20 protein-coding genes are annotated in these 22,391 nt (G+C 59.8%); 10 read left to right on the top strand and 10 right to left on the bottom strand.

Features of this window, described 5'->3' with window-relative positions:
• Positions 1–22 precede the first annotated feature (22 nt).
• Positions 23–2,119, top strand: a complete 2,097-nt coding sequence (locus IRY30_RS05205) for a neutral/alkaline non-lysosomal ceramidase N-terminal domain-containing protein (protein WP_309825030.1) — start codon at positions 23–25, stop codon at positions 2,117–2,119.
• 140 nt (positions 2,120–2,259) lie between these two features.
• Positions 2,260–3,201 carry a hydrogen peroxide-inducible genes activator gene (locus IRY30_RS05210; protein ID WP_228502586.1) on the top strand — a complete coding sequence of 314 codons (942 nt, stop codon included), beginning with the start codon at positions 2,260–2,262 and terminating at the stop codon, positions 3,199–3,201.
• A 2-nt stretch (positions 3,202–3,203) separates the two neighbouring features.
• Here the strand turns inward: IRY30_RS05210 and IRY30_RS05215 are convergent, their stop codons facing one another.
• Positions 3,204–5,774, bottom strand: a complete 2,571-nt coding sequence (locus IRY30_RS05215; RefSeq protein WP_194556281.1) for a DEAD/DEAH box helicase — start codon at positions 5,772–5,774, stop codon at positions 3,204–3,206.
• 3 nt (positions 5,775–5,777) lie between these two features.
• Positions 5,778–6,782 carry a PAC2 family protein gene (locus tag IRY30_RS05220; protein WP_194556282.1) on the bottom strand — a complete coding sequence of 335 codons (1,005 nt, stop codon included), beginning with the start codon at positions 6,780–6,782 and terminating at the stop codon, positions 5,778–5,780.
• Positions 6,783–6,940: 158 nt separating this feature from the next.
• Here IRY30_RS05220 and IRY30_RS05225 point away from each other — a divergent pair, with 158 nt between their 5' ends.
• Positions 6,941–8,179: a DUF4192 family protein gene (locus IRY30_RS05225; protein WP_194556283.1), complete on the top strand. Its 1,239-nt coding sequence runs from the start codon at positions 6,941–6,943 to the stop codon at positions 8,177–8,179.
• On the opposite strand, the gene galE is transcribed toward IRY30_RS05225, so the two are convergent.
• The 5 genes from galE to IRY30_RS05250 all read right to left on the bottom strand — a co-directional run bounded on the left by galE (position 8,130) and on the right by IRY30_RS05250 (position 13,529).
• Positions 8,130–9,191, bottom strand: a complete 1,062-nt coding sequence (galE, locus tag IRY30_RS05230; RefSeq protein WP_194556284.1) for a UDP-glucose 4-epimerase GalE — start codon at positions 9,189–9,191, stop codon at positions 8,130–8,132. The two genes, IRY30_RS05225 and galE, sit on opposite strands and share 50 nt — an antisense overlap.
• An 88-nt stretch (positions 9,192–9,279) precedes the next feature.
• On the bottom strand, positions 9,280–9,996 hold the full coding sequence (locus tag IRY30_RS05235) for a metal-dependent transcriptional regulator (protein WP_194556285.1): 717 nt from the start codon (positions 9,994–9,996) through the stop codon (positions 9,280–9,282).
• Positions 9,997–10,048: 52 nt separating this feature from the next.
• A complete protein-coding gene (locus tag IRY30_RS05240; protein ID WP_374708544.1) occupies positions 10,049–11,086 on the bottom strand; it encodes a sigma-70 family RNA polymerase sigma factor in 1,038 nt (345 codons plus the stop codon).
• A gap of 301 nt (positions 11,087–11,387) precedes the next feature.
• Positions 11,388–12,989: a DUF7782 domain-containing protein gene (locus tag IRY30_RS05245; RefSeq protein WP_194556286.1), complete on the bottom strand. Its 1,602-nt coding sequence runs from the start codon at positions 12,987–12,989 to the stop codon at positions 11,388–11,390.
• A gap of 78 nt (positions 12,990–13,067) precedes the next feature.
• Positions 13,068–13,529, bottom strand: a complete 462-nt coding sequence (locus IRY30_RS05250) for a DUF3099 domain-containing protein (RefSeq protein WP_194556287.1) — start codon at positions 13,527–13,529, stop codon at positions 13,068–13,070.
• A gap of 59 nt (positions 13,530–13,588) precedes the next feature.
• Here IRY30_RS05250 and IRY30_RS05255 point away from each other — a divergent pair, with 59 nt between their 5' ends.
• Genes IRY30_RS05255 through IRY30_RS05265 form a run of 3 tightly spaced genes read left to right on the top strand, consistent with a single transcriptional unit; the run spans position 13,589 to position 15,940 of the window.
• Positions 13,589–13,831: a DUF3039 domain-containing protein gene (locus IRY30_RS05255; RefSeq protein ID WP_194556288.1), complete on the top strand. Its 243-nt coding sequence runs from the start codon at positions 13,589–13,591 to the stop codon at positions 13,829–13,831.
• Positions 13,828–15,531 carry a DEAD/DEAH box helicase gene (locus IRY30_RS05260; protein WP_194556289.1) on the top strand — a complete coding sequence of 568 codons (1,704 nt, stop codon included), beginning with the start codon at positions 13,828–13,830 and terminating at the stop codon, positions 15,529–15,531. Before IRY30_RS05255 ends, IRY30_RS05260 begins: the two co-directional genes overlap by 4 nt.
• Before the next feature lie 31 nt (positions 15,532–15,562).
• Positions 15,563–15,940 (top strand): DUF4190 domain-containing protein, encoded by a 378-nt coding sequence (locus IRY30_RS05265; RefSeq protein ID WP_194556290.1) that lies wholly within the window; start codon positions 15,563–15,565, stop codon positions 15,938–15,940.
• Positions 15,941–16,048: 108 nt separating this feature from the next.
• Here IRY30_RS05265 and IRY30_RS05270 read toward each other — a convergent pair whose 3' ends face one another.
• Positions 16,049–17,788 (bottom strand): RNA polymerase sigma factor, encoded by a 1,740-nt coding sequence (locus IRY30_RS05270; protein WP_309825028.1) that lies wholly within the window; start codon positions 17,786–17,788, stop codon positions 16,049–16,051.
• A gap of 233 nt (positions 17,789–18,021) precedes the next feature.
• On the bottom strand, positions 18,022–18,816 hold the full coding sequence (gene ppgK / locus IRY30_RS05275; protein ID WP_228502591.1) for a polyphosphate--glucose phosphotransferase: 795 nt from the start codon (positions 18,814–18,816) through the stop codon (positions 18,022–18,024).
• Between the two features lie 51 nt (positions 18,817–18,867).
• On the opposite strand from ppgK, the gene IRY30_RS05280 reads away from it, so the two are divergent.
• Both IRY30_RS05280 and IRY30_RS05285 read left to right on the top strand, forming a co-directional pair.
• Positions 18,868–19,866, top strand: a complete 999-nt coding sequence (locus IRY30_RS05280) for an inositol monophosphatase family protein (RefSeq protein ID WP_194556291.1) — start codon at positions 18,868–18,870, stop codon at positions 19,864–19,866.
• Between the two features lie 78 nt (positions 19,867–19,944).
• Positions 19,945–20,241 (top strand): DUF4193 domain-containing protein, encoded by a 297-nt coding sequence (locus IRY30_RS05285; RefSeq protein WP_194556292.1) that lies wholly within the window; start codon positions 19,945–19,947, stop codon positions 20,239–20,241.
• Between the two features lie 171 nt (positions 20,242–20,412).
• On the opposite strand, the gene IRY30_RS05290 is transcribed toward IRY30_RS05285, so the two are convergent.
• A complete protein-coding gene (locus IRY30_RS05290; protein ID WP_194556293.1) occupies positions 20,413–20,907 on the bottom strand; it encodes a DUF3093 domain-containing protein in 495 nt (164 codons plus the stop codon).
• A 181-nt stretch (positions 20,908–21,088) separates the two neighbouring features.
• Between IRY30_RS05290 and dut the strand changes: the two genes are divergently transcribed.
• Together dut and IRY30_RS05300 are read left to right on the top strand one after the other, a co-directional pair.
• A complete protein-coding gene (gene dut, locus IRY30_RS05295) occupies positions 21,089–21,550 on the top strand; it encodes a dUTP diphosphatase (RefSeq protein ID WP_194556294.1) in 462 nt (153 codons plus the stop codon).
• Between the two features lie 94 nt (positions 21,551–21,644).
• Positions 21,645–22,364, top strand: coding sequence for a DUF3710 domain-containing protein (locus IRY30_RS05300; RefSeq protein WP_228502593.1), 720 nt, complete (start codon positions 21,645–21,647; stop codon positions 22,362–22,364).
• Positions 22,365–22,391 lie beyond the last annotated feature (27 nt).

The following is a 22,391-nucleotide window of genomic DNA, read 5'->3' on the forward strand; positions in this document are numbered from 1 at the left end:
ATAGTTCACAAGAAGAAAGCAAGTGACCGACGTGGCCATGCCCGCTGCACGTACAACCGCACACTCATTCACGGAGGTGGCCGCTCCACCAAGTACCTCATTCAACTCTGCTTTCTCCAGAAGAACCTTCTTCGCGGGCCTGGCTGCCATTGGTGGCGGCGTGCTGTGGAGCTCCCTGGGAACCGGGCAAGCCGCAGCCGATCCTCAAGGATCTTTGCAGGTGGGCAGGGGCATGGCGGACATGACGGGCGAGCCGTGGGGCGCGGGAATGAACGGTTACGCCGTGCTGGAGCAGTCATCAATTGGCCTGCAGCGCAGGCAGTACGCCCGCGCCTTCATTTTCGTGGACCCGGAATCAGGACAGCGCGTGGTGCACTGCACGGCTGATCTCGGCTTGATGTTCCAATCCATTCATTTGGAAGTGCTGCGTCGTCTCCAAGGAAAATTCGGGGAACACTACGGCCAGCACAATGTGCTGCTGCACGCGCAACACACCCACATTGCACCGGGCGGGACGTCTGCACACCTAATGGTGGATCTCACTGCCGGCGGATTCCGGCCGGTCACGTTTGAAGCGAATGTGGCAGGAATCGTGGAGGCAATTTCCCGGGCACATGAGGATATCCAGCCTTCGGACATCACCTTGACTCGGGCTGAGGTGCACAATGCCAGCGCGAACCGCTCCAAGCAGGCGTTTGATAAGAACCCGCAAGCCGATAAGGATCACTTCCCGAACGGCATTGATCCCGCCGCCACCACGCTGCACATCCACCGCGGGGATACTTCGGTGGGCTTTATCAACTGGTTCGCCGTGCACCCCACGAGCAACGGCCATACCTATCGACATGTGGGAACGGACAACAAGGGTTATGCCGCCTGGGCCACGGAAGAAGCCATGGGCGTGGATCACCAACACCCGGAAAACGCACCATTTGTGGCCGCGTTCGCGAACTCCTCGCCGGGAGATATCACCCCGAACCTGGGATTGACCCCGGATAGCGGCCCGGGAGTCAATTCCCAGGATTCCGCGCGGATCATCGGCGAAAGGCTCATGGGCGGCATCGCGGATGCTACCGAAGTCAGTGGTGTGAGCGGGAGCGGGATCAGCGGCATCTACCGTTGGGCGGATATTTCTGCGCAAGAGGTGGCGGGGAAGTGGACGGTCGATGGCAAGCCCGGCAAGACCAGCCCGGCCATCCTCGGAGCGAGCTTCGCGGCCTCTTCTCAGGAAGACGGTGGCGGCGAGCCCCTGCTGGGATTCAATGAGGGCGAGCGCGGCGGCACGCCATGGGTCAAGCAGGTGGGCAACGTGGTGATCCCGAAGGAAATGCATGACATCCACGATCCCAAGGAGATGCTGCTGCCCGTGGGATTTATCCCCGGCATGCTCCAGCAGGTGTTCCCGTTCTACATCCACCGCATCGGCGGCCTGGTGCTCATTTCCCATGGTTTTGAGGCGACCATCGTTTCGGGGTTGCGCTTGCGGCGCGCGGTGGCAGAAGCGCTGGATGTCCCACTGGATTCCGTGGTCTCCCAGGGTTATGTGAATGGCTATGGACATTACGTGACCACCCCGGAGGAGTATTCCACGCAGAACTACGAGGGTGGTGCTACCGCGTTTGGGCGGAACCAACTTCCGGCCATGCAGCAGATCTTCTCTGAGCTGGCAGTGGCGATGAAACAGGGCAAGCCGGTGAACGCGGGTGGCCCTGCGGGCGACCTCACTGGTTTGATCCCAGCCGCTCCGGGCTCCAACCCGTTGGTGGATATCGCGCCTTTCGGAAAGCGATTTGGCGACGTGCTCCAGGCCCCAGGGCGCGTGACTCGCGGCGAGAACGCCACGTTGAAGCTGGTGGGAGCCAATCCCAACAACAACCTGCGGCACGGGGAGGGTTACTTGAGTATTACCGACGCCAACGGTGAGGTCATCGGCAATGATTCCAGTGAATCTACATTGATCACGTTCCAGAACTCCTGGGGCACCACCACCGTGATCGTGTCGTGGAGCACCCGGGATGTACAGCCAGGGGAGTACACCATCGAATTCCGGGGAGATTCCAAAGCCCTGGGCGGGGAACTCACTCCGTTCAGCACGCGCGCGACCGTCACGGTGGTGTAGTCGCGCTGGGCGCGTGGCGCACCCTGGGCGCATGGCGCACCCTGAACGCATGGCGCACCGTGAACGCTCGGTGCGCTCCTCTTGCAAGCTGCACTCTTATGTAGGCTTGCAACGTGGTTCACAAGGAATATCGACCGACAATGGCTCAGCTCAGGACTTTCGCAACGATTGCGGAGTTCGGTCATTTCGGCACAGCTGCCACGCACCTGGGAATCTCCCAGCCCTCACTTTCCCAAGCTCTCGCTGCACTTGAAGCGGGCCTGGGGGTGCAGTTGATCGAACGCTCCACGCGCAAGGTCATCGTCACTCCAATTGGCTGGGCGCTATTGCCCTTTGCTCAAGCCACGCTGGAAAGTTTGGATGCATTCGTCAACCATGCACGCGGAGTGAAAGGCGGCCTGGTGGGCTCCCTGACGATGGGTCTCATCCCCACCATCGCTCCGTACATCCTGGCGGATTTCCTCAAGATTGCCCCGGAGCGCGCCTCCGAACTGTTCCCCCACATCGTGGAGGATAAGACCCCGGATCTAGTGGAGGGGTTGAAGAGCGGAAACCTGGAAGTTGCGGTGGTTGGTGGCCTCTTGGACAGGGAAAACTTCTACAGTATTCCGCTGTTCACCGAAGAGTTTGTCCTGGTCGTGCCCGAGCATTCCCCTCTGGCTGGCAGGGACGACCTGGTGTTGGCGGATCTGCACGAGCTGAACATCATGCTCTTGGATGATGGGCACTGCCTGACCGAGAAAGTGGTGGAACTGTGCCGGATCGCGGATATCAAGAAAGATCAGCGGCAATCCATCACCCGAGCTGCCAGTCTCACCACGGTGATGCAGCTGGTGTCCGCGGGAATGGGTTCCACCTTGGTTCCCATGAGCGCGGTAGCAGTGGAATGCACGCGCCCGGGTCTGGCCTTTGGCACCTTTGCCAATGGCTTGGAGAAGGCCAGCAGGTCGCTGGTGCTGGCTTATCGTTCCAGCACCACGCGCAGCGGAGATTACGTGGAGCTGGGGGATATCCTCTCGGGGGCTATCGAAGCTGCGGATAACCGCAGCCGGGAGTTCCTTGCGCAGCACCGCGCTGGCTAGTTTTAGCCTTCCACCACGCGGAGCGCGCGCAACCGCACCTCGCCGTATTCATTGGATTGCGCCAAATCAACCTCACCGGTGAACGCCCATCCGTGATCCTTCTCCGGATCATCCAAGGTTTGGCGCACAAGCCAAATTCCCTGCTCCGGGCCGTCGAATCCCATGTTTTCCTGAATGTGGATCATGTCACCGGATCGAGCATCCATGTCCACACCCAGGTCGGCGTATTCGTCGAAATAATCGTCCATTGCCTGCGGCCAGTTTGGTGGGTCGTCCAAGTACTCATCCAGGGTCGCCAATTGGGTTTCGCGCTCGAATGCGAACAGTTCCACGTGCCGGAAGAAGAGGTTGCGCACCATGGTGCGCAGTGCACGGGGATTGGAGGTGAGCAGGGAAGCATCCTCGATGCCGAAGGCCAGCTCCTGAACCTGTTCCTCGGTGAGGGGAGTCTCGTCATCGCCCATGGTCGCCCACTCATCAAGCAGAGAGGAGTCCACTTGGCGGATGACTTCTCCCAGCCATTCCAGGATTTCCTCCAACTGCTCCGTGCGGTGCCCCGCGGGAACTGAATGACTCAAGGTCTTCCATGCATCCGTGAGATAACGCAGGAAAACGCCTTCGGAGCGTGCCAACCCATATGTGGCGATGAAATCCGAGAACGTCATCGCCTTTTCGATCATCTCACGGACGATAGATTTAGGGCTGATATCGAAATCCTTCGCCCACGGGTTTCCCTCACAGAACAGCTCGAACGCATCATCCAGCTGATCCGCCAATGGCTTGGGCCAGGTGACATCCTCGATGATTGCCATGCGCTCGGTGTAGTCCACGCCCTCTGCCTTGAGAGCGGCGATTTCTTCGGAGCGTGCCGCTTTTTGCTGAGCAATGAGGATCTGCCGCGGGTCATCCAGCACCGCTTCAAAAGTGCTGATGATATCCAGCGTGTAGGTGTCAGATTCCGGATCCAGCAGGTCAAGTGCTGCGAAGGCGAAAGGGGAGAGCGGCTGGTTCAACGCGAAATCGCGTGGCATATCTTCGGTGAGCCGGGCATTCTTTCCGCTCTTAGTGCGGGGATCATCGTATTCCTCCACCACGCCCGCCCTGAGCAATCCGCGGTAGAGCTCAATGACATTGCGGATTGAGGCGTTTTGCTTGCTGCGCGAGTCATGGTTGCCGCGGATCAGGTGCTTCAACGCCCCATAGGTCCACTCTTCGCGGGCAATGACATTGAGCAGCAGAGAGTTGCTCACCTGGAATTGGCTGACCAGCTCTTCTGGCTCAGCGGTGGTGAGCCGTGCAAATGTCTTCTCAGACCAGGTGGCGCGGCCTTCCGGGGCGGCCTTCTTGCGCATCTTCTTGAGCTTGGCGGGATCAGAACCCGCGCGTTCCCGGAGGCGGAAGTTCTCAATTTCGTGCTCCGGCGCCTCCACCACCACGGTGCCCTCGGTGTCATATCCCGCGCGTCCCGCGCGACCCGCGATCTGGTGGAACTCTCGAGACTTCAAAATGCGGTGGCGGATGCCGTCATACTTGGCCAGCTCGGTGAACACCACGGTGCGGATGGGAACGTTGATGCCCACGCCCAATGTGTCCGTGCCACAGATGATGCGCAGCAATCCTTGCTGGGAGAGCTGCTCCACCAGGCGGCGATACTTCGGGAGCATGCCCGCGTGGTGAATTCCGATGCCCTGCCGCAACAGGCGGGAGAGCACCTTGCCGAAGGCAGAGCTGAAACGAAAAGTACCGATGGCTTCTGCAATGAGTTTCTTGCGTTCGGCATCCACCACAGAAAGGCTTGTGAGAGCTTGGGCGCGCTCCGCGGCTTCACGCTGAGTGAAGTGAACCACGTAGATGGGGGATTTCCCCTCCGCCAAGAGATTCTCGATGGTCTCGTGGACTGGGGTGTAAACGTAATGAAAATCCAGCGGAACTGGCCGGATGCTGCCGGTGACATAGGTGGTGGTGCGACCAGTGCGTTGCGAGAGATCCTCTTGCAGGGCCTCGGTATCACCCAGCGTCGCGCTCATCAAGAGGAACTGCGCTTTGGGCAGTTCCAGCAGTGGAACTTGCCATGCCCAGCCACGATCCGGCTCGGAGTAGTAGTGGAATTCATCCATAACCACTTGTTCGATCTGGGCATCGGCACCCTCGCGCAGGGCAATGTTGGCTACGATTTCGGCCGTGGCACAGATAATTGGGGCGCGTCCATTGACGGTCGCATCGCCGGTCATCATGCCGACGTTTTCCGGGCCGAAGGTTTGGCAGAGATCGAAGAACTTCTCACTCACCAGCGCTTTGATGGGTGCGGTATAAAAACTGCGTTGCTTGCGCGCCAAAGCCACGAAGTGTGCGGCGATGGCCACCATGGACTTTCCCGAACCAGTGGGAGTGGCCAAGATGACGTTATCTTCAGCAACCAGCGCGGTCGCTGCCTCCTCTTGAGCAGGGTAGAGGGTGATGCCACGATCCCTCGCCCAGCCAAGGAAAGATTCGAGAATGGCATCATCTACCAAGCTCTCGGGGACCTCATCGAGGTCCGGGAGCAATCGAGCGAGATCCGCAGCAACACCCACGGGCTATTCCTCGCCACCCTCAGTGGTCTCACCGGAACCATCGGACATCTCGGCCAAGAAAGCCTCGAACTCGGCACCCAGCTCTTCTCCAGTGGGAATATCCTGCCCCGGCTCCAAGAGATTGCTCTCCTTGCGCTGTCGTTGCCGCTCAGACTCGAGGTCATACTGCTGCTCAAGGGCATTGACCACCGTGGCGATCTCCGGGTTATCATCCACCTGATCTGCGAGTTGACGCTGCATCCGCTCCACGTCGGCGTCGAGCGCCCCAACGGGGATGGAACGATCCGTGAGCTTGCCGGCCGCCTCCAGGAGGGCACGGGTGGCCTCCGGATAATCCGAAGCGGCGATGTAGTGCGGCACGTGGGCGGTCAAACCCACGGTTTCCAGACCGGCCTCCTTCAGCTTCAACTCAATGTCCAACGCGGCGGAACCAGGAATGATCATCCGGGCACCCCAAGAATGAAAATCCTTGATGAAGCTCGGATCGGAGGCATGTGCGCTCACGACCAACGGGCGAGTGTGTGGGACGGTCATGGGGGCGGAGTACAGGGTGACCACGCGCTCCACCGAGCAACGCTGCGCCAGTTCCGTCACGGCCTTGCCGAAGGATTCCCACTTCAAATCCGGCTCTGGGCCGGTGAGGATGAGGAAAGGGGAATCGTTGGTATCTTTCACCAAGTGCAGCACCAAGTTCAGCTTTTCCCGGCCAGCCACGCGTGAATGATCCAAAGTGACGCTGGGACGGCGAGCTCGGTAATCGATCAGTTCATCCACGTTAAAGGTGGCAACAGGAGTGCTATCCAGTGCCTGGAGCAGGTGGGAGGATACCTGGGAGATAGCCTGGCCGGCATCTGCATAACCCTCCAAAGCCACAATCATGGGCAGGGAAGAAAACTCAGCGGATGCAGCGATTGGCCCGGGGTAGGCCAACTCATACATGGAGTTCTTCCGCCGATTGTTATCGGAGTGGTTGTAGCGGTCAAATGCCGGGCGATCATTGGCGTTCATAGTGGCGCTCCCTTCTCGCACTAAATATTGGTCTAGTCTACCAGCCGAACTCGGCACTTATTCACAGGTCACGGGTTGTCCACACGGTCCTGAGGAAACCCTCGGCTGCGGCTCTCGCTTCCGGATGTAGCCCGCCATACGGGCCCCACAATGAGTGCATGACTCACAGCGAAGACTCTCCATCCAACGCCTTCGAACCAGAACGTATTCCGCACAACCCGATTCTGATCGGTTCTGATCCGGGCGCCATTCTCGCGGCGATGCCGTCCATGATGGGCTTTGTGCCGGATCGCTCCCTGGTGATCATCGGCATTCTCCCGGATCCATCGCACCCCCATCGATTCCGGGTGGGCCCGGTGGTGCGCGCAGAAATGGATCCGGAATCCATCACCGATGCCGTGCGCGCAATGGCCCGGGCACTCACGGATATCGAAGATGTGAAGGCCTTGCTCTATGCGATCCACCCGCGGAAAGCGCAGGCTGAACAGTGCGTGGATATGGCGGAAGAAACACTGCTGGATCATGAGATCGATTCGCTCGGTTCGTGGTGGGCACCAGAACTTGTCAGCGGAGGCGACTGGGAGGATCTGGAAACGGGAGGTGGAGGCAGCATTGGGCTGCTCACCGACAACCCGATGTATTCCCATTCCGCCATCCACGGCGCCAAGATCTTCGGGAGCCGGAAGGAATTGGATACGTGGCTTACCCCGCTCAAGAGTGTGCAGCCGCTGTATCCGCGGACGTTCGTGGACTCTGCTGAATCCGCTGGTGAAACCACCGAACTGCTCAAAGATGCCTGCACGGTGATGGACTTTGTGCTCTCCATCCACAGCGGGGATGCGCTGCTGGAGCAGGAGTGCGGGCGCAGGAAATTCGTGCTGGCCGCGGCAAGCCTGGCGCGGGATGAAAGGCTGCACCCGCTGTTGGTGGCGTTGAGCTTGGGGGACAGGGCTCCCATCATGCGCGAACTTCTGGCTGAAGCGGCACGGCGTACTCGCACTCAGGTGCGACGGCGGCTGCTCGCGCTGCTGTCCACCGTGTTGGCGGGAAACGGGGAGGGAATGCCCGCCTTCCACACTCTGCAAAGATGCGGGTCAGAACTCGGCAAACCGAGAGAGCTGGGGAACATCGATGGATTGACCGCGCTGATGCGCAGCCACCTCTGGCAGGGGCACATGGAAGGCACGAGCAAAGCCCAGGCTCATCGAGTCGCAGAGCATGGGGTCTTCTGGGCCGTTAATTGGGCGCTCCCGGAGGATTCGCCTCGAGATGCGCAGATGGAGCAAACCTTCCGCGAACGCTACCGGGAATTCATCGACAAGCTGGAGCGTGCCGTGGATTGGGACGCTATGGCCGAGGCCGTGCCGAGTGGGCCTTGTCTCCCAGAGCACTCGTGAACGCCCATGCATCAGAGACGATCGTGTGCAGGTCAGAGCGCGTGGGCTCCCATCCCAATTCCGCGATAGCCTTGTGGCTCGAGGCGATGAGCGTGGCGGGGTCACCCGCGCGACGCGGAGCCTCAACCGCAGGAATGGGGTGGCCCGTGACTTCCCGGCACGCTTCCACTACCTGCTTGACGCTGTATCCATCGCCGCTGCCCAGGTTGAAAATGCGGTGCTCACCCGCAGCATTCGAGGTAGCAGCCAAGATGTGGGCATCAGCCAGGTCACGGATATGGATGTAATCGCGTACTGCGGTGCCATCGACCGTGGGCCAGTCCGTGCCAAACATTGCGATCTGCTCGCGGTGGCCGAGGGCTACCTGAAGCACCAGCGGGATGAGGTGCGTTTCCACCTCGCGGTTTTCTCCCACCGAGCCATACGCGCCAGCCACGTTGAAGTAGCGCAGGCTAGTGGCTCCCAGGCCGTAAGCATTCGCGTAGCTGGTGATGATGTGGTCGATGGTGAGCTTGGAGGCACCATAAGGATTGGTGGGTTGGGTGGGCATGGCCTCCGTGATGGGCACCTGCTCGGGTTCGCCGTAGCAGGCGGCCGTGGAGGAAAAGACCAGGTTATTAACGTTATTTCGACGCATGGCATCGAGCAATTCCAGGGATGTCACCACATTGTGGTGCCAGTATGCAGCAGGTTGCTCCACGGATTCCCCAACCAAGGAGCGGGCTGCGAAGTGGAAGACCGCAGAAATATCGGAACCGGACAGGACAGACTCGGCGAGCTCACGGATATCCCCCTCAACGAACTCGGCCTGCTCGGGGATGGCATCCCGGTTGCCGGTGGAAAGGTCATCCACCACTGTGACCCGGTATCCCTGCTCGAGCAGCACAGTAGCGCACACGCTGCCTACGTAGCCTGCGGCTCCGGTAACAAGGACGTGACTCCCGGGTTGCAGTGCGGCTCCAGCGAGGGAGGCGGATTCGGTTGCTGCAGAGTCAGGCGCGGTGGAGGTCATTCTTGTCCTTCCAAATTAAGAAAAAAGGGGAATGCCCGATCGTGGAGAATCACACGATCGGGCACTGGGGAAATCAAAGAGCAATTATCTACTTGACGATGCGCAAGCAGATCGCGTGGCAGAGTTCGTCAGGAATGATCATCTCACCCTGGTCGCTCTTCAAGTACAGGCCATCATCTGCGTAGCGAACGGTCACCTGGGTGCCGGGGGCGATAGACAAAGCGCTGAGTTTAGCCATGATCTTGTGCTCAACCTGCACAATCTCATTGAAGTTGAGGACGATCGCCTGGATAGGCTCTGCGGTTTCTACCTCGGAAGCGCGGATGAAATCTCCATCCACTTCTGGCTCCACCTTCTGCAGGAGGTTTTCCTTCTGTGGATCTTCGTCCAGCAGGGAAGCCAATCCCGGGATCCGGTTGCCGAAGGGCGAGGTGGAAAAACTATCCAGCACGTTGACCAGGCGACGCTCAACCTCATCACTCATCACGTGTTCCCAGCGGCACGCTTCATCGTGCACCTTTTCCCAAGGCAATCCGATGACATCAGTGAGCAGACGCTCAGCGAGGCGGTGCTTGCGCATCACGGCGGTGGCATGCTCGCGGCCTTCTGGGCTGAGCTTGAGGGAGCGGTCGCGAGCGATCGTCAACAGTCCATCCCGCTCCATGCGAGCTACGGTCTGGCTCACGGTAGGGCCGGATTGCTCCAGTCGCTCCGCAATACGCGCACGTAGAGGAGGAATTCCTTCTTCCTCTAGTTCGTAGATGGTCCGGAGATACATCTCGGTTGTATCGACCAAGTCCCTCAAGGTGTAGACCTTTCTTAAAAAATTACGCAGTCATCAAGAAATTACTGCAACGCTACACAGCATACTCACGGAGCTTCTCCGCACGGTCTCCTTCGCGGAGTTTCGCCATTACTTCGCGTTCGATCTGGCGTACCCGCTCGCGGGAAAGGCCAAAGCGCCGGCCAATCTGATCCAGCGTGCGTGGCATGCCGTCTTCGAGCCCATAACGCAGGGTGATGACATCCTGTTCCCGCTCTTCCAAGGTCCCCAGGACAGCGCGAACATCGGAGTGGCGCAGGGAGGCGACCACAGCGGCTTCGGCATCGGTGGCGTCGGAATCCTCAATGAAGTCGCCCAAAGGTGCTTCCTCATCAGAACCCACTGGCATGTCCAAGCTCACCGGATCGCGGGATTGCTTGAGCAGCATTTCAATCTTGGACTCTTCGATGCCAGATTCCTCAGACAGCTCTTCATTGGTGGCCTCGCGGCCGAGCTGCTGGTACATCTCCCGCTTGATGCGGGAGAGCTTGTTGACCTGCTCAACCAGGTGCACTGGGAGGCGAATGGTGCGGGATTGATCAGCCATTCCGCGGGTGATGGCCTGGCGGATCCACCACGTTGCATACGTGGAGAACTTGAAGCCCTTGGAGTAATCGAACTTCTCCATCGCGCGGATGAGTCCCAGGTTGCCCTCTTGGATCAGGTCCAGCAGGGGCATTCCGCGGCCGGTGTAGCGCTTGGCCAGGGAGACCACGAGGCGCAGGTTTGCTTCCAGCAAGTGGGTGCGCGCTGCCTTGCCTTCGCGAGCCAGGATCTTCAGATCGCGCTTGCGGGCACGGGTGAGGGTCTCTCCACTGTTTAAGAGGTGAGTGGCGTACAGGCCAACTTCGATCCGCTTGGACAGTTCCACTTCATCTTCAGCAGTAAGAAGCGCTGTCTTGCCGATGCCGTTGAGGTAAACCCTCACGAGGTCGGCAGAAGGATTTTCGTTATTACCGCGGCGGCGACCCTTGTCTTCGGGCTTCTCCGGAGACTTTTCATCTTCGCTGGTGAATTGATCAGCCCCCTTGAGCGTGTCGACGTTGTCATCGTCAAACATGGAATCACTCATGTACGCGAAAACCTCCTGAGGTTCGGGGCGGATACAGCCACTTTGCTTGCGGAGCAGTGGATCTTTTTTGATCTACTTCTCAAACGCATAGCGCCGAGCAATAGTTCCATCAAACTTGTTTTGGCAGTACATAGCATCTTACATGAGCGGTCGATTTACGCTGGGGGATGCGAAAAACCTGGTCACCGGAATTTCGGAAAAAATCACCGTGACCTCCAGAAACACCGCAGCACAGACGAGGAATCGTGACTCGTCACGCATGTTTGCATCGCTCTGCAGAAATCTGAAAATCGGTTCCCAGCTACCCCCCATTGGGGAGATCGCCATCCGCTTCCCAGAGCTCCGCGGGGATGACCATCCCGTGCCGGATCAAATCAACGATCAGCGGAACCAAAACCTGCCCAAAATCTTCCGGATCCAGGTCGTTCACCGCACAGAAGAGTTCCACCACATCCTCCAGGGGAAGCGCGCGCGGATGCAACCCAGCCAGAATCGCCAGCAGGGGTTCATCCACCTCGTGTGACCACGCCGGCCCATCAGTGCGAGTGATCCGCTGCACCACTGGTTGGAAACCTAGGGAAGTGGTGGCGTCGGAAGAAGGAAGACTCACCCGCTCCACCGCACACGTTGGCCGCAACGCGTACTGCCCGGAAAGGATGTCCTGCGCATCTCGGCCGGCTAGCCACTCGCAGCGGGCGAAGTACTCCGCCACTTCTGCGCCCAAGAATGCTCCGGGTGCCACGGGGTGATCAAGGTTCTCGGCGAGGATTTCCGTGGGGGTTTCATCGTCGATCCTCTGCAGGTGGACAAAGCCCAATCCCACCCGGGAAATGGAGTGCTCGGCGAAGAAATCCAGCCATTCCTGGGTGCGCGCCCGGCCTACTGCGTGCCGCGGATCGATGGATTCGTCCTCCAACCACGTGCTCACATACGTGGCGGGATCGACCAGCTCGCGTTGCACCACCCAGGCCCGCACGCCCGTGGCGGGCAGCCAGTCCGCGACATGCTGGCCCGCAGTTTCCTGATCTTCCAGCGCCCAGGCGGCCAGAATGTGCGCGGTGCCTCCGGGAGCCAGGTACTCGGCGGCCTCGGAGACAACCTTGCGCGTCGCGCCATCCAGCGGCAGTCCAGAATCGCGGTACACGTGCCCGATCTCCGCAGGGCCCACCACGAAGGGCGGATTGGCCACCAGGTAATCGAATTCCTGCTCCGCGGCGGGCTCGAACCAATCGCCGTGCTTCCACGTGACGTTTTTATTTTTCGACGCCACCTCTCCATTAACCTGCGCAAAAGCCAAGGCCCGCAAGGAAATATCAGTGCCGAGCACGCGCACATCCTCCGCCGAGGCGCCGAGCACCACGCTCAAGACCCCGGAGCCGCATCCCAGATCCAATACTCGGGATCCGGGGCGAATGGGCGGGATATTGTTCAGCAGGGAAAGGGGAGCATTTCCCACCCCGGGGACGTGTTCGGCATCCGGGATGTAGTCGCTCATGGAGGCATCGGGATCAGAAGCGATGAGCACATCCTGCACACCGTGTGCGGGCACGGATATCGGGCGGATATCCACGTGGGAAACCAAGTGTTCGTCCTCGGAGCTGAGGATCTGCGCTTCCATGAGTTCGGACGTGAGCTCTGCTCCGAGCAGCTCTTCCACGGACGCACGCTGTCCCGGCTGTCGGAGGTAGAACATGGTGATCAGAAGCGTGGATGACTCGGGAGCTGAACTGTGATGTGCGTGCCAGAGCGCAGCTTGGGGAGATCCGCTGGCGGCGGCCCGGACTCCCTCTTCACCCAGGACCGTGTGCACCAGTTCTACTGTGTAATTCTCCGTGCGCAAGAACCCCATTAACCGTGTGAGGGCCTTGCCGGGGCGGGCGGTGGAGGTGTGGGCAGCAGTCACGTGGTTTCCCTCTTTATTGTTGAGCGGCAGGCAGAGTTTTAAATAGGCGGGCGTTCGAAATAGGCAGAGCGCCAGCAGCTACTCGATATCGATGATGTCCGGCGAGGCCTTGCGGGCAACGGCCTGCGGCTGATCCGTGGGAGCATTCTCGCCCTGGCTCAATTGCCGCTGGCGTTCGGCTTCCAGAGCTTGGGCCTTGCGCGCCTCGCGCACCAATTGAGGCTTGTACACCCTTTGGCTACGTGGATCGGAGTTACCCGTTTCATTGGCCAGCAGCACGGCGATCCAGGGCAGCGGCAGGCTGATCATCGCCACGGATGCCGAGATCCACAGGTTGTTTGTCCACCACATCAGCAAACCCGCCATCGCCATGAGCGGCAGGCGCGAGAGCTGAAGCGTGATGTAGAGCTTGCGCCTATCTTTCCAATCCTGGAGTGGAGATTTCTGCGCGCTGGTGATCAATGTGACAGCACGGGAACGTGCGCGGGCACCGGAGTGGGAGCCCCGCCCCGCTTTGTCGTGTCCCTTACCTGCAGCCATGAGTTCTACGGTAGTACGCGAGTGGAAAATGCGGAACGCGCGGGGCAAGATGGATCATTGTGAGTAACACGAGCACTACGACAATCGAGCGGCCCAAAGAGGTCACTCAAGACCAAACGCAGGACGGAACCCCAAAGTTCTTTCACTATGTGAAGAAGAACCAGATCGTCGAATCTGCCATCGAGGGCAAAATGGTGGTCGCGCTGTGTGGCGAGACATTCCCCGTCACCAAGCAGGCAAGGCCCGGTTCCCCAGTGTGCCCTGACTGCGAGCAGATCTACCAAGGCCTCCGCAAGAAGTGAGGGGGCTTCGCGCATGGCAGCGGGAGGCTCTAGAAAAGTATGTGGATGAGGCTCCCCGGGATTTTCTCGCCGTAGCAACCCCCGGAGCAGGCAAAACCACGTTCGCGCTTACCGTTGCGCGGTTGTTGCTGGATACCCGCGTGGTGCAGCGCATCGTGATCGTGGTGCCCACCGAGCACCTGAAAGTTCAGTGGGCCACGGCAGCGGCGCGCATGGGTATCGCTCTTGATGCGGCCTTCACCAACAGTTCCGCATTCAACAATGCCTATGACGGTGTGACGGTCACCTACGCCCAGGTGGGCATGAAGCCGACCAAGCATTATCAGGTGGCTACCGCGCAGAAGACTCTGGTGATCCTCGATGAGATTCACCACGCCGGTGATGCCCGCAGCTGGGGCGATGGTGTGCGTTTGGCGTATGCGCATTCGGAACGACGCCTTGCTCTGACCGGTACCCCGTTTCGCTCCGATGATTCGCAGATCCCTTTCGTGCGTTACCGCGAGGTCCCTGGAACCGGTGGTGCCTTGGAATCTGAGGCTGACTACACCTACGGTTACACCGAGGCTCTGCGCGACCAGGTGGTGCGCCCCGTGGTGTTCCTGGCCTATTCCGGGCAGGCCCGCTGGCGCGATAGCGCGGGCGAGGAATACGAAGCCCGGTTGGGGGAGATCCTCACCCCGGAGCAGAATGCCCGGGCCTGGCGCACCGCGCTGGACCCCCGCGGCGATTGGATCCCTTCCGTGTTGCAGGCCGCGCACACACGGTTGCTGCAGCTGCGCGAGGTGACTCCGGATGCTGCCGGGTTGGTCATCGCGACGGATAAGCTGGCTGCCCGCGCCTATGCCACCATCCTGAACCGGATCAGCTTCACCCCGGTGACCGTGGTGCTTTCCGATGAGGCGGGAGCCTCCCAGCGAATCAAGGACTTCTCCGATTCCACAGACGAGTGGATGGTTGCCGTGCGCATGGTCTCCGAGGGCGTGGACGTTCCCCGTCTGGCGGTGGGCGTGTACGCCACCAGTTCTTCGACGCCACTCTTCTTTGCCCAGGCCATCGGCCGTTTCGTGCGACTGCGTACCCGGGGCGAGTCCGCCAGCGTGTTCCTTCCGAGCGTGCCGGTATTGCTTGACTTGGCGTCGAAAATTGAAAGACAACGCAACCACGTGCTGGGCCAGCCTGACCGACCTGATGAGGGATGGGATGACCAGGCGCTGGCCGAGGCGAACAAGCAAAAGGATGAACCGGACGAATCACGCAGTTATGAGTCGATCGGGGCGGATGCTGAGCTCGATTCGCTGATCTACGATGGCTCCACCTATGGCACCCGCGTGGAGGGCAGCGAGGAGGAGCAGGAGTACCTGGGATTGCCGGGGCTGTTGGATGCGGAACAGATGCGTACATTGTTGCGTCGGCGGCAAGCGGTGCAGGTGGAAGCGCGTGCCGAGGCCGAGCGGGAGAAGAAGATCGCGCAGGCGCAAGAGGGGACTGTGCTGCATGCGGCCCACGCGCGAATCGCCAGCGAGGAGCTGCCTGCGCTGCGTAAGGAACTCAACGCTTTGGTCAATATGACATCGGCGCGCACGGGCCGGCCGCATGGCGCGATCCACACTGAGGTGCGCAAGAAATGTGGCGGGCCACCCACTGCTTTATGCTCCGCTGCTCAATTAAGAGAGCGAATTGATCATTTGCGCGAATGGTAAACCATCGCCGAACCTGCGATAATCCCTGATTATGGCTAAGAAAGATTATTCGGATCTCGATTCCGCACCACGCTCCGTCCAGACCCAGGACGTGGTTGTGGGGCAGCGTCCAGTGTCCAAGTTGGCGCTCGTAGCGCTGATCGTGGGCATCCTGACTATCCCGGCGGCCATGATGCCGGTCTTCGGAATCATCGTGGCAATGATTGGTGTGGCAATCGGCATCGTTGCGCTGCTGCGCGCATCCCGCAATGGCACGCAGCGGGCGTTCGCCATCGTGGGATTGGTGCTCTCGATTCTGGCGCTGGGCTTCGCGATCTTCCTCACTAGCGTGGGTCTGAAGGCAATTGAGGAATGTGGAGACGTGCCCAAGGATCAGTATGCGCAGTGCCTGCAGGACAATAACAAGTAGCGCACTTTCCGCCACGGAAAAGCCCCGGCCATCTGAGAGCGATCTCGGAGGAGCCGGGGCTTTGTGGTTGCTGGGTTAGTTCAGAGTTAACCCAGTTTTAGTACGGAACTAGTCCAGGTAGTCGCGCAGCACCTGGGAGCGGGATGGGTGGCGCAGCTTGGACATCGTCTTGGATTCGATCTGACGGATGCGCTCGCGAGTGACACCGTAGACCTGGCCGATCTCGTCTAAAGTGCGCGGCATGCCGTCGGTGAGGCCGAAGCGCAGCTTAACCACACCGGCTTCACGCTCGGAGAGAGTGTGCAGCACGTCCTGCAGCTGATCCTGCAGCAGGGTGAAGGAGACGGCATCCACGGCCACCACGGCCTCGGAATCCTCGATGAAGTCTCCCAGCTGGGAATCGCCTTCATCACCGATGGTCTGATCCAGGGAGATTGGCTCGCGGGCATACTGCTGAATCTCCAGCACCTTGTCCACGGAGATGTCCATCTCCTTGGCCAATTCCTCAGGGGTGGGCTCGCGGCCCAGATCCTGCAGGAGTTCGCGCTGAATACGACCCAGCTTGTTGATGACCTCCACCATGTGCACGGGGATGCGGATGGTGCGGGCTTGGTCAGCCATGGCGCGGGTGATGGCCTGACGGATCCACCACGTGGCGTAGGTGGAGAACTTGTAGCCCTTGACGTAGTCGAACTTCTCCACGGCGCGGATCAGACCCAGGTTGCCCTCCTGGATCAAGTCCAAGAACGCCATGCCACGGCCGGTGTAGCGCTTGGCCAGGGACACAACCAGACGCAGGTTAGCTTCCAGCAGGTGGTTCTTGGCCTTGCGGCCATCACGCACGATTTCTCGCAGGTCGCGGCGATTCATGGGGGAGAGCTTCTCCCCGGATTCCTTGATCTGCTCCAGGCGGTAGGTGGAGTACAGGCCAGCCTCGATGCGCTTGGCCAGGGAAACCTCCTGCTCCGCGTTCAGCAGGGCAACCTTGCCGATCTGCTTGAGGTACGCACGCACGGAATCGGCAGAAGCGGTGAGCTCAGCGTCCTTGCGGGCCTGGCGCAGAGCGGCGGATTCGTCCTCATCCCAGACGAAGCTGCCCGCAGTGGGGGCTTCTTCCTCATCCTCGTCTTCAGCTACTACCACTGGGGTTGCATCGTCTTCGATGTCACCCTCGAGGTCATCAGCCAAGGTTTCATCATCTTCGATGTCTTCGGCTTCCAGTGCTACGTCAAGATCTGGCTCAACATCCACACCGGCAACGGCGATGGGTTCTACAACCTCAACGATTGGGGTGGATTCTGGAGTGGTGCCCTCTGTAGCATCTGGCTCCACGGAGGCATCTGCCTTCTTCGTGGCGGCCTTGCGAGTGGTCTTCTTGGCTGCTGTTTTCTTCGCCGCAGTCTTCTTCGCAGTGGTTTTCTTAGCAGCAGTCTTCTTGGCGGTGGTCTTTTGAGCCGCGGCCTTCGGTGCTGCAGATTCTGGCGCTGCGGTATCTGTTTCCGTGGCCTCAGGAGCCGCAGTCAGTGAAGCCTCGGCCTCAGGAGCCACGGTCTTGGCAGCAACAGTCTTCTTCGCTGCAGTCTTTTTGGCGGCCGTCTTCTTGGCCACAGTTTTCTTCGCAGCGGTTTTCTTGGCTGCGGTCTTCTTTTCCGCGGATGGAGCGGCGGTTGTTGCCGGTTCATTTCCGGCGGTGGAATTCTCTGCAGCGGTAGTGGCGGCGACCTTCCGTGGGGCGGTGGTCTTCTTAGCTACCTTGCGGGTGGTCTTCTTGGCTGTCTTCTTCGCCACCTTGCGCACCGCAGTGTTCTCGCTGTTCTCACCGCTAGTGGTCGAGTCGTTCGCTGCCACAGAAGCCCTTTCCCTCGTATTTCGCATCCACCTGCTGATTATTCCCTTCTGGGAACAAGCAGGATCTGCCTTTCAATTGCGCAAACTTGCTGGTCAAACACCTCGCAAGCGCGTGTATTGCGATCAACCGCCTATTATAACCAAATTTGTAGCAAATAGTGTGCTCAGGGCGGTTGAACTGTGCTAACACGGTGCCCTCACGTCGGTTCCCCGGGTTGTCCCGCGGAGGGTTCCTATGGCTTGGTATTTTCCTTAACAGCCAGAGCCGCCCCGATTATTCCCGCCTCGTTGCGCAGCTGCGCGGGGACCACATCCTGCTCAACCGTCAGCAGCGGCACCCAGCGGTCTGCATCGCGGGAGATTCCGCCACCCACCACGAACGTCAGCGGGTTAAAGAGCTTGGAGTAGGCGTGCATTACCTCGTCCACCCGCTGCGCCCAATCCGCGTAGCTCAGGTTTTCCTTCTCGCGAACCTTGGAGCTTGCATACTTCTCCGCAGTGGTGGAGCCAAAGGGGAGGTGTCCCAGCTCAGTGTTGGGGTACAGCTCTCCATCGATCAACAGTGCGGTGCCAATTCCGGTGCCGAAGGTCAGCATCATGACCGCTCCGGTGCGAGCCGTAGGATCCCCGAACCTCACCTCAGCTAGACCGGCCGCATCGGCGTCGTTCAACACGGTAATTTCCCGCGCACCCAGGTGGCCCTGGAAAAGATCCTGAACGTGCGTGCCGATCCACAGAGGATCAATATTCGCCGCGGTTAGCGCGACCTGCTCGCGGACCACGGACGGCACGGTGATGCCCACGGGGCCGTCCCAATGCTCGGCATCAACCAGCTGGCGCACCACTTCAGCCACTGCATCCGGGGTGGAAGGCTGCGGGGTCTTGATCTTTTGCCGCTCGCTGACCAGCTCACCGGTGCGCACGTTGACCAGCGCCCCCTTGACTCCCGAGCCGCCGATATCCACCCCGAATGCCAGATCATCGTGGGTGTTGTTCGTGGTGTGCTGAGTCATCCCTGGCTGAGTCATACCAAGAAATGCTACAGGCAAAATCTGCCATGGGCGGGGCACAATGGAGGAATGAACACTTCCTATCTCGAACGCGTCATTGCCCTCGATGAAACTTCTACGTCCCAGCCGCCGCAAGGCAGTTCCGCCACCAGTGAATTCTCCCCGGAGGAGTTGCGAAAGATCGCCGTCCGGGTGGCCTTGGAGGCCGCCGAGTTGGTATCGCGAGCTCGCCGGGAGGCCAGCGGTGATGACGGGCACGTGGGAGTGCAGGATCTGAAGAGCTCCGCGGTGGATCCCGTGACGGAAGTGGATAACGCCTCCGAGAAGCTCATCCGCGAGCAACTGCTGGCTGCCACTCCCGGTTCCCGCGTGCTTGGTGAGGAGGACGGCTTGGGCCAGGCGCAAACCCAGGACGATTCTGGTCTGCTCTGGGTGGTCGATCCCATCGATGGCACTGTCAACTTCATCTACGGCCTGCCCGCGTATTCCGTGTCCATCGCTGCGACATCCGCCGGCGTGCCGATCGCTTCCGCAGTAGCGGATGTGGCCGGCCAGGTGGTGTACTCCGCGGCAAGCGGTCGGCCGGCCGTAGAACAATCTTTTGCCGACGCCACCTCGGGTCGCGAAGGCAGAGTTCTCCGAGTTTCCGGTGATGGCGATTCTGTTGATGCGGCAGGGGAGTCTGCGGCCAGCCTGGAGCAAACTCTGGTGGCGACCGGATTCTCCTACCTCGCCGAAAGACGACGCGCCCAGGCAGAGCTGTTAGTAAAACTGCTACCTCAGGTGCGGGATATCCGCCGGATTGGCTCGGCTGCGCTGGACCTGTGCCATGTCGCAGCAGGACGAGTTGACGCATATTACGAGCACGGATTGGGGCCCTGGGATCATGCAGCGGGAGTCCTCATCGCGGCGCGTGCGGGGGCAGTGGTGAAGATGCCGAAATTGGACGTGTATTCGGATGCTGGTTTGCAGGTCAGTGCAGTGAAACCAGGAGTGGCTCAGGCTTTCGAACAAGCGTTGGAACGAGGCGCAGCGGGGGGAGTGCTGGCACCGGTGACAGCCCCCTAGCTATGGCTAAGATGACAGACACCCTCTAGCTGGTTTAGTATCCGCCACGACGAACACAATATCCCCGAGGAGGATTACGTGGCTACAGATTATGACGCTCCGCGTCGCCGCGCTGAAGACGAAATTGAGACCGATTCTCTCGAGGGCCTCAAGGCAGCGGAAAAATCTGAGAAGGTAGTGGATGATACCGACGATGGCGAGATCGTAGAGCCATTTGATGTCCCCATGGCCGATCTCTCCGGCGAGGAACTCTCTGGCACGGTAACCCCCAAGCAGAGCGATGAGTTCACCTGCGGCGAGTGCTTCCTGGTGCAGCACCGCTCCCGCATCGCGAAAAAAGAGGGCGACTTCAACATTTGCGTGGATTGCGCCTAAGCACTTCCGCTAACTCAATAGCTCGATAAAGCTGCTGGGTGAAGCGTGATGAAAGCCCCGCGAGGATGATTCCTCGCGGGGCTTTGTCGTGTTCTCTGGTTCTGTTTCGCTCACTCAGTTGAGAGGAGCGGGCACTAGGCCACGGGTGCCTAGTTACAGCGCAATAATCGCCTAGTAGATCGGGCGACCGATGGCTTCCAGCAACTCTTGAGGTTCCTTTGAACTGATCAACCAGTACGGGGTGGGATCATCGGGGTCATCGAGAACCAGCATCGCCATGGTGGGAATCCAGGATTTGTGGATCACATAAGCAGCCGGATCAAGCTGGCGGCCCATGGCGGCGTCTTTAGCCGTGGGAGGGATGACGAGCGTGCGGCTGATGACATCAGCGGGAAGTTTTGCAGCACCCGCGTAGAGCCACGTTTCACCGTCGGCACGAACCACCGTGAGCTTATTAGAGGACAGGGAGATCAATGACCAGCCGATAGCAGCTGCCGAGAGGATTCCCGCGACGACACCCCAGTACCACTCGCGCTGCATCTGTGCCTGCCAAGAGATCAGTGCGACAAACATGGCACCCAGCAGCCACCAAGCAAGAGGGACGCGCTGCGATTCCTTGTAGAGAATCTCGGATTGTTGCGCCGGTCGGGGCTCAGTCGTTGGCACTAGTGCTCCTCCGCGTTGCTGACTGGGTTAGACAGTCCACGGCCGAAAACCCCGTGGATGCAATCATCTGGGCTGTGAATGACGATGCCAAGCACAAGCCCAAGTTCGGTTTTCAAGTCTAGCCAACAAACCTCCCGACTTAGGTATCAGGTGTCCTGTCCGGCTTGTACAGTGGTGGACTATGGAAAAGAGCACACCCTTGCCACTACGGCTGGTGCGACTGGACAAAACCCTTCCGGTTCCCACCCGCGCCCATCCAACTGATGCGGGAATAGACCTCTATGCAGCTGCGGATGCCACCATCGAGCCGGGCGAACGGTGCTTGGTGGGCACGGGCATTGCCATCGCTCTGAACCCGGGGACAGTGGGACTGATTCACCCGCGCAGTGGTTCTGCCCATAAGCAAGGTCTCTCCATCGTGAATTCACCGGGCACGATCGATCAGGATTATCGGGGAGAGGTCAAGGTCAGCCTCATCAACCTCGATCCCCGCACTCCCATTCAGATCACCAAGGGTGATCGGATCGCGCAGTTGGTGCTGCAGGAAGTGCTGCTTTCTCCCGTGGAGGAAGTGGAGAGCGTGGAGGCCCTCGGCACAACCGTCCGCGGTGCCGGTGGTTACGGCTCCACGGGTTCGCGATAGTTCTCACTCATTTGGCCTGTCTTGTGCCTGACTAGATTGATCAGCAGGTGATGGCAGTGCTGGCGTCGAAAAAACAAAAAACTAAGGAATGCTAATGGGAATTTTTGGGAAAGATAACGAGCACAACGAGCCCGCAACCGGGAACGACAAGGCGGATTTCGGGCCATTTGATGGCGATACGGTGGATTATCAGCAGTTTGATTTCTCCGATTTTGCCAAGGGTGGCCTGGATCTAGGTTCAATGCTGATTCCGGTGCCTCACGAGGGTGAGGTGCAGGTGGAGATGGGACAGAGCGGCCCACAGATGGTGCACATTCTGACCCCGGCTGGTCGTCTCACACCAGTGGCTTTCGCTGCGCCTCGCCAGGGAAACCTGTGGGAAGAGAGCATCCCGGAAGTTGTAGAAGGAATGACCAAGGATGGTCTGACGGTCGCGTTGGAGGACGGCCCTTGGGGTGAAGAGATCGCGGCCACCGTGGGCGATGGTGCGATGCGCATCATCGGCGCAATGGGCGAGCGATGGATGCTGCGTTTGACTCTGGCCGGGCCTGCCGAGGGCGCGGAAGAGGTGGCGCGGATTGCCCGGGAAGTGATGGCTCGCTCTTTCGTTCGCCGGGGTAATGATCCAATCCCCGCTGGAAACGTGCTGCCCGTGACCATCCCGCAGGCGATGGCGGAAGAACTGCAGAAGCAGATCCAGGCGCGTAATGAGGAAATGGCTCGCTCTGGTGCGATCGATGCCGGAGACAACGGCGTGGTGCGCGTGGCTGACCCTTCCGCCGCGGATTCCGCCGATCAGGAGAAGCAAAACTAGTGACTCACGACCCGAGGCCAGAACCGA

This window comes from Corynebacterium suicordis DSM 45110, assembly GCF_015351405.1.
In the GTDB taxonomy this organism is placed as follows: Bacteria; Actinomycetota; Actinomycetes; order Mycobacteriales; family Mycobacteriaceae; genus Corynebacterium; species Corynebacterium suicordis.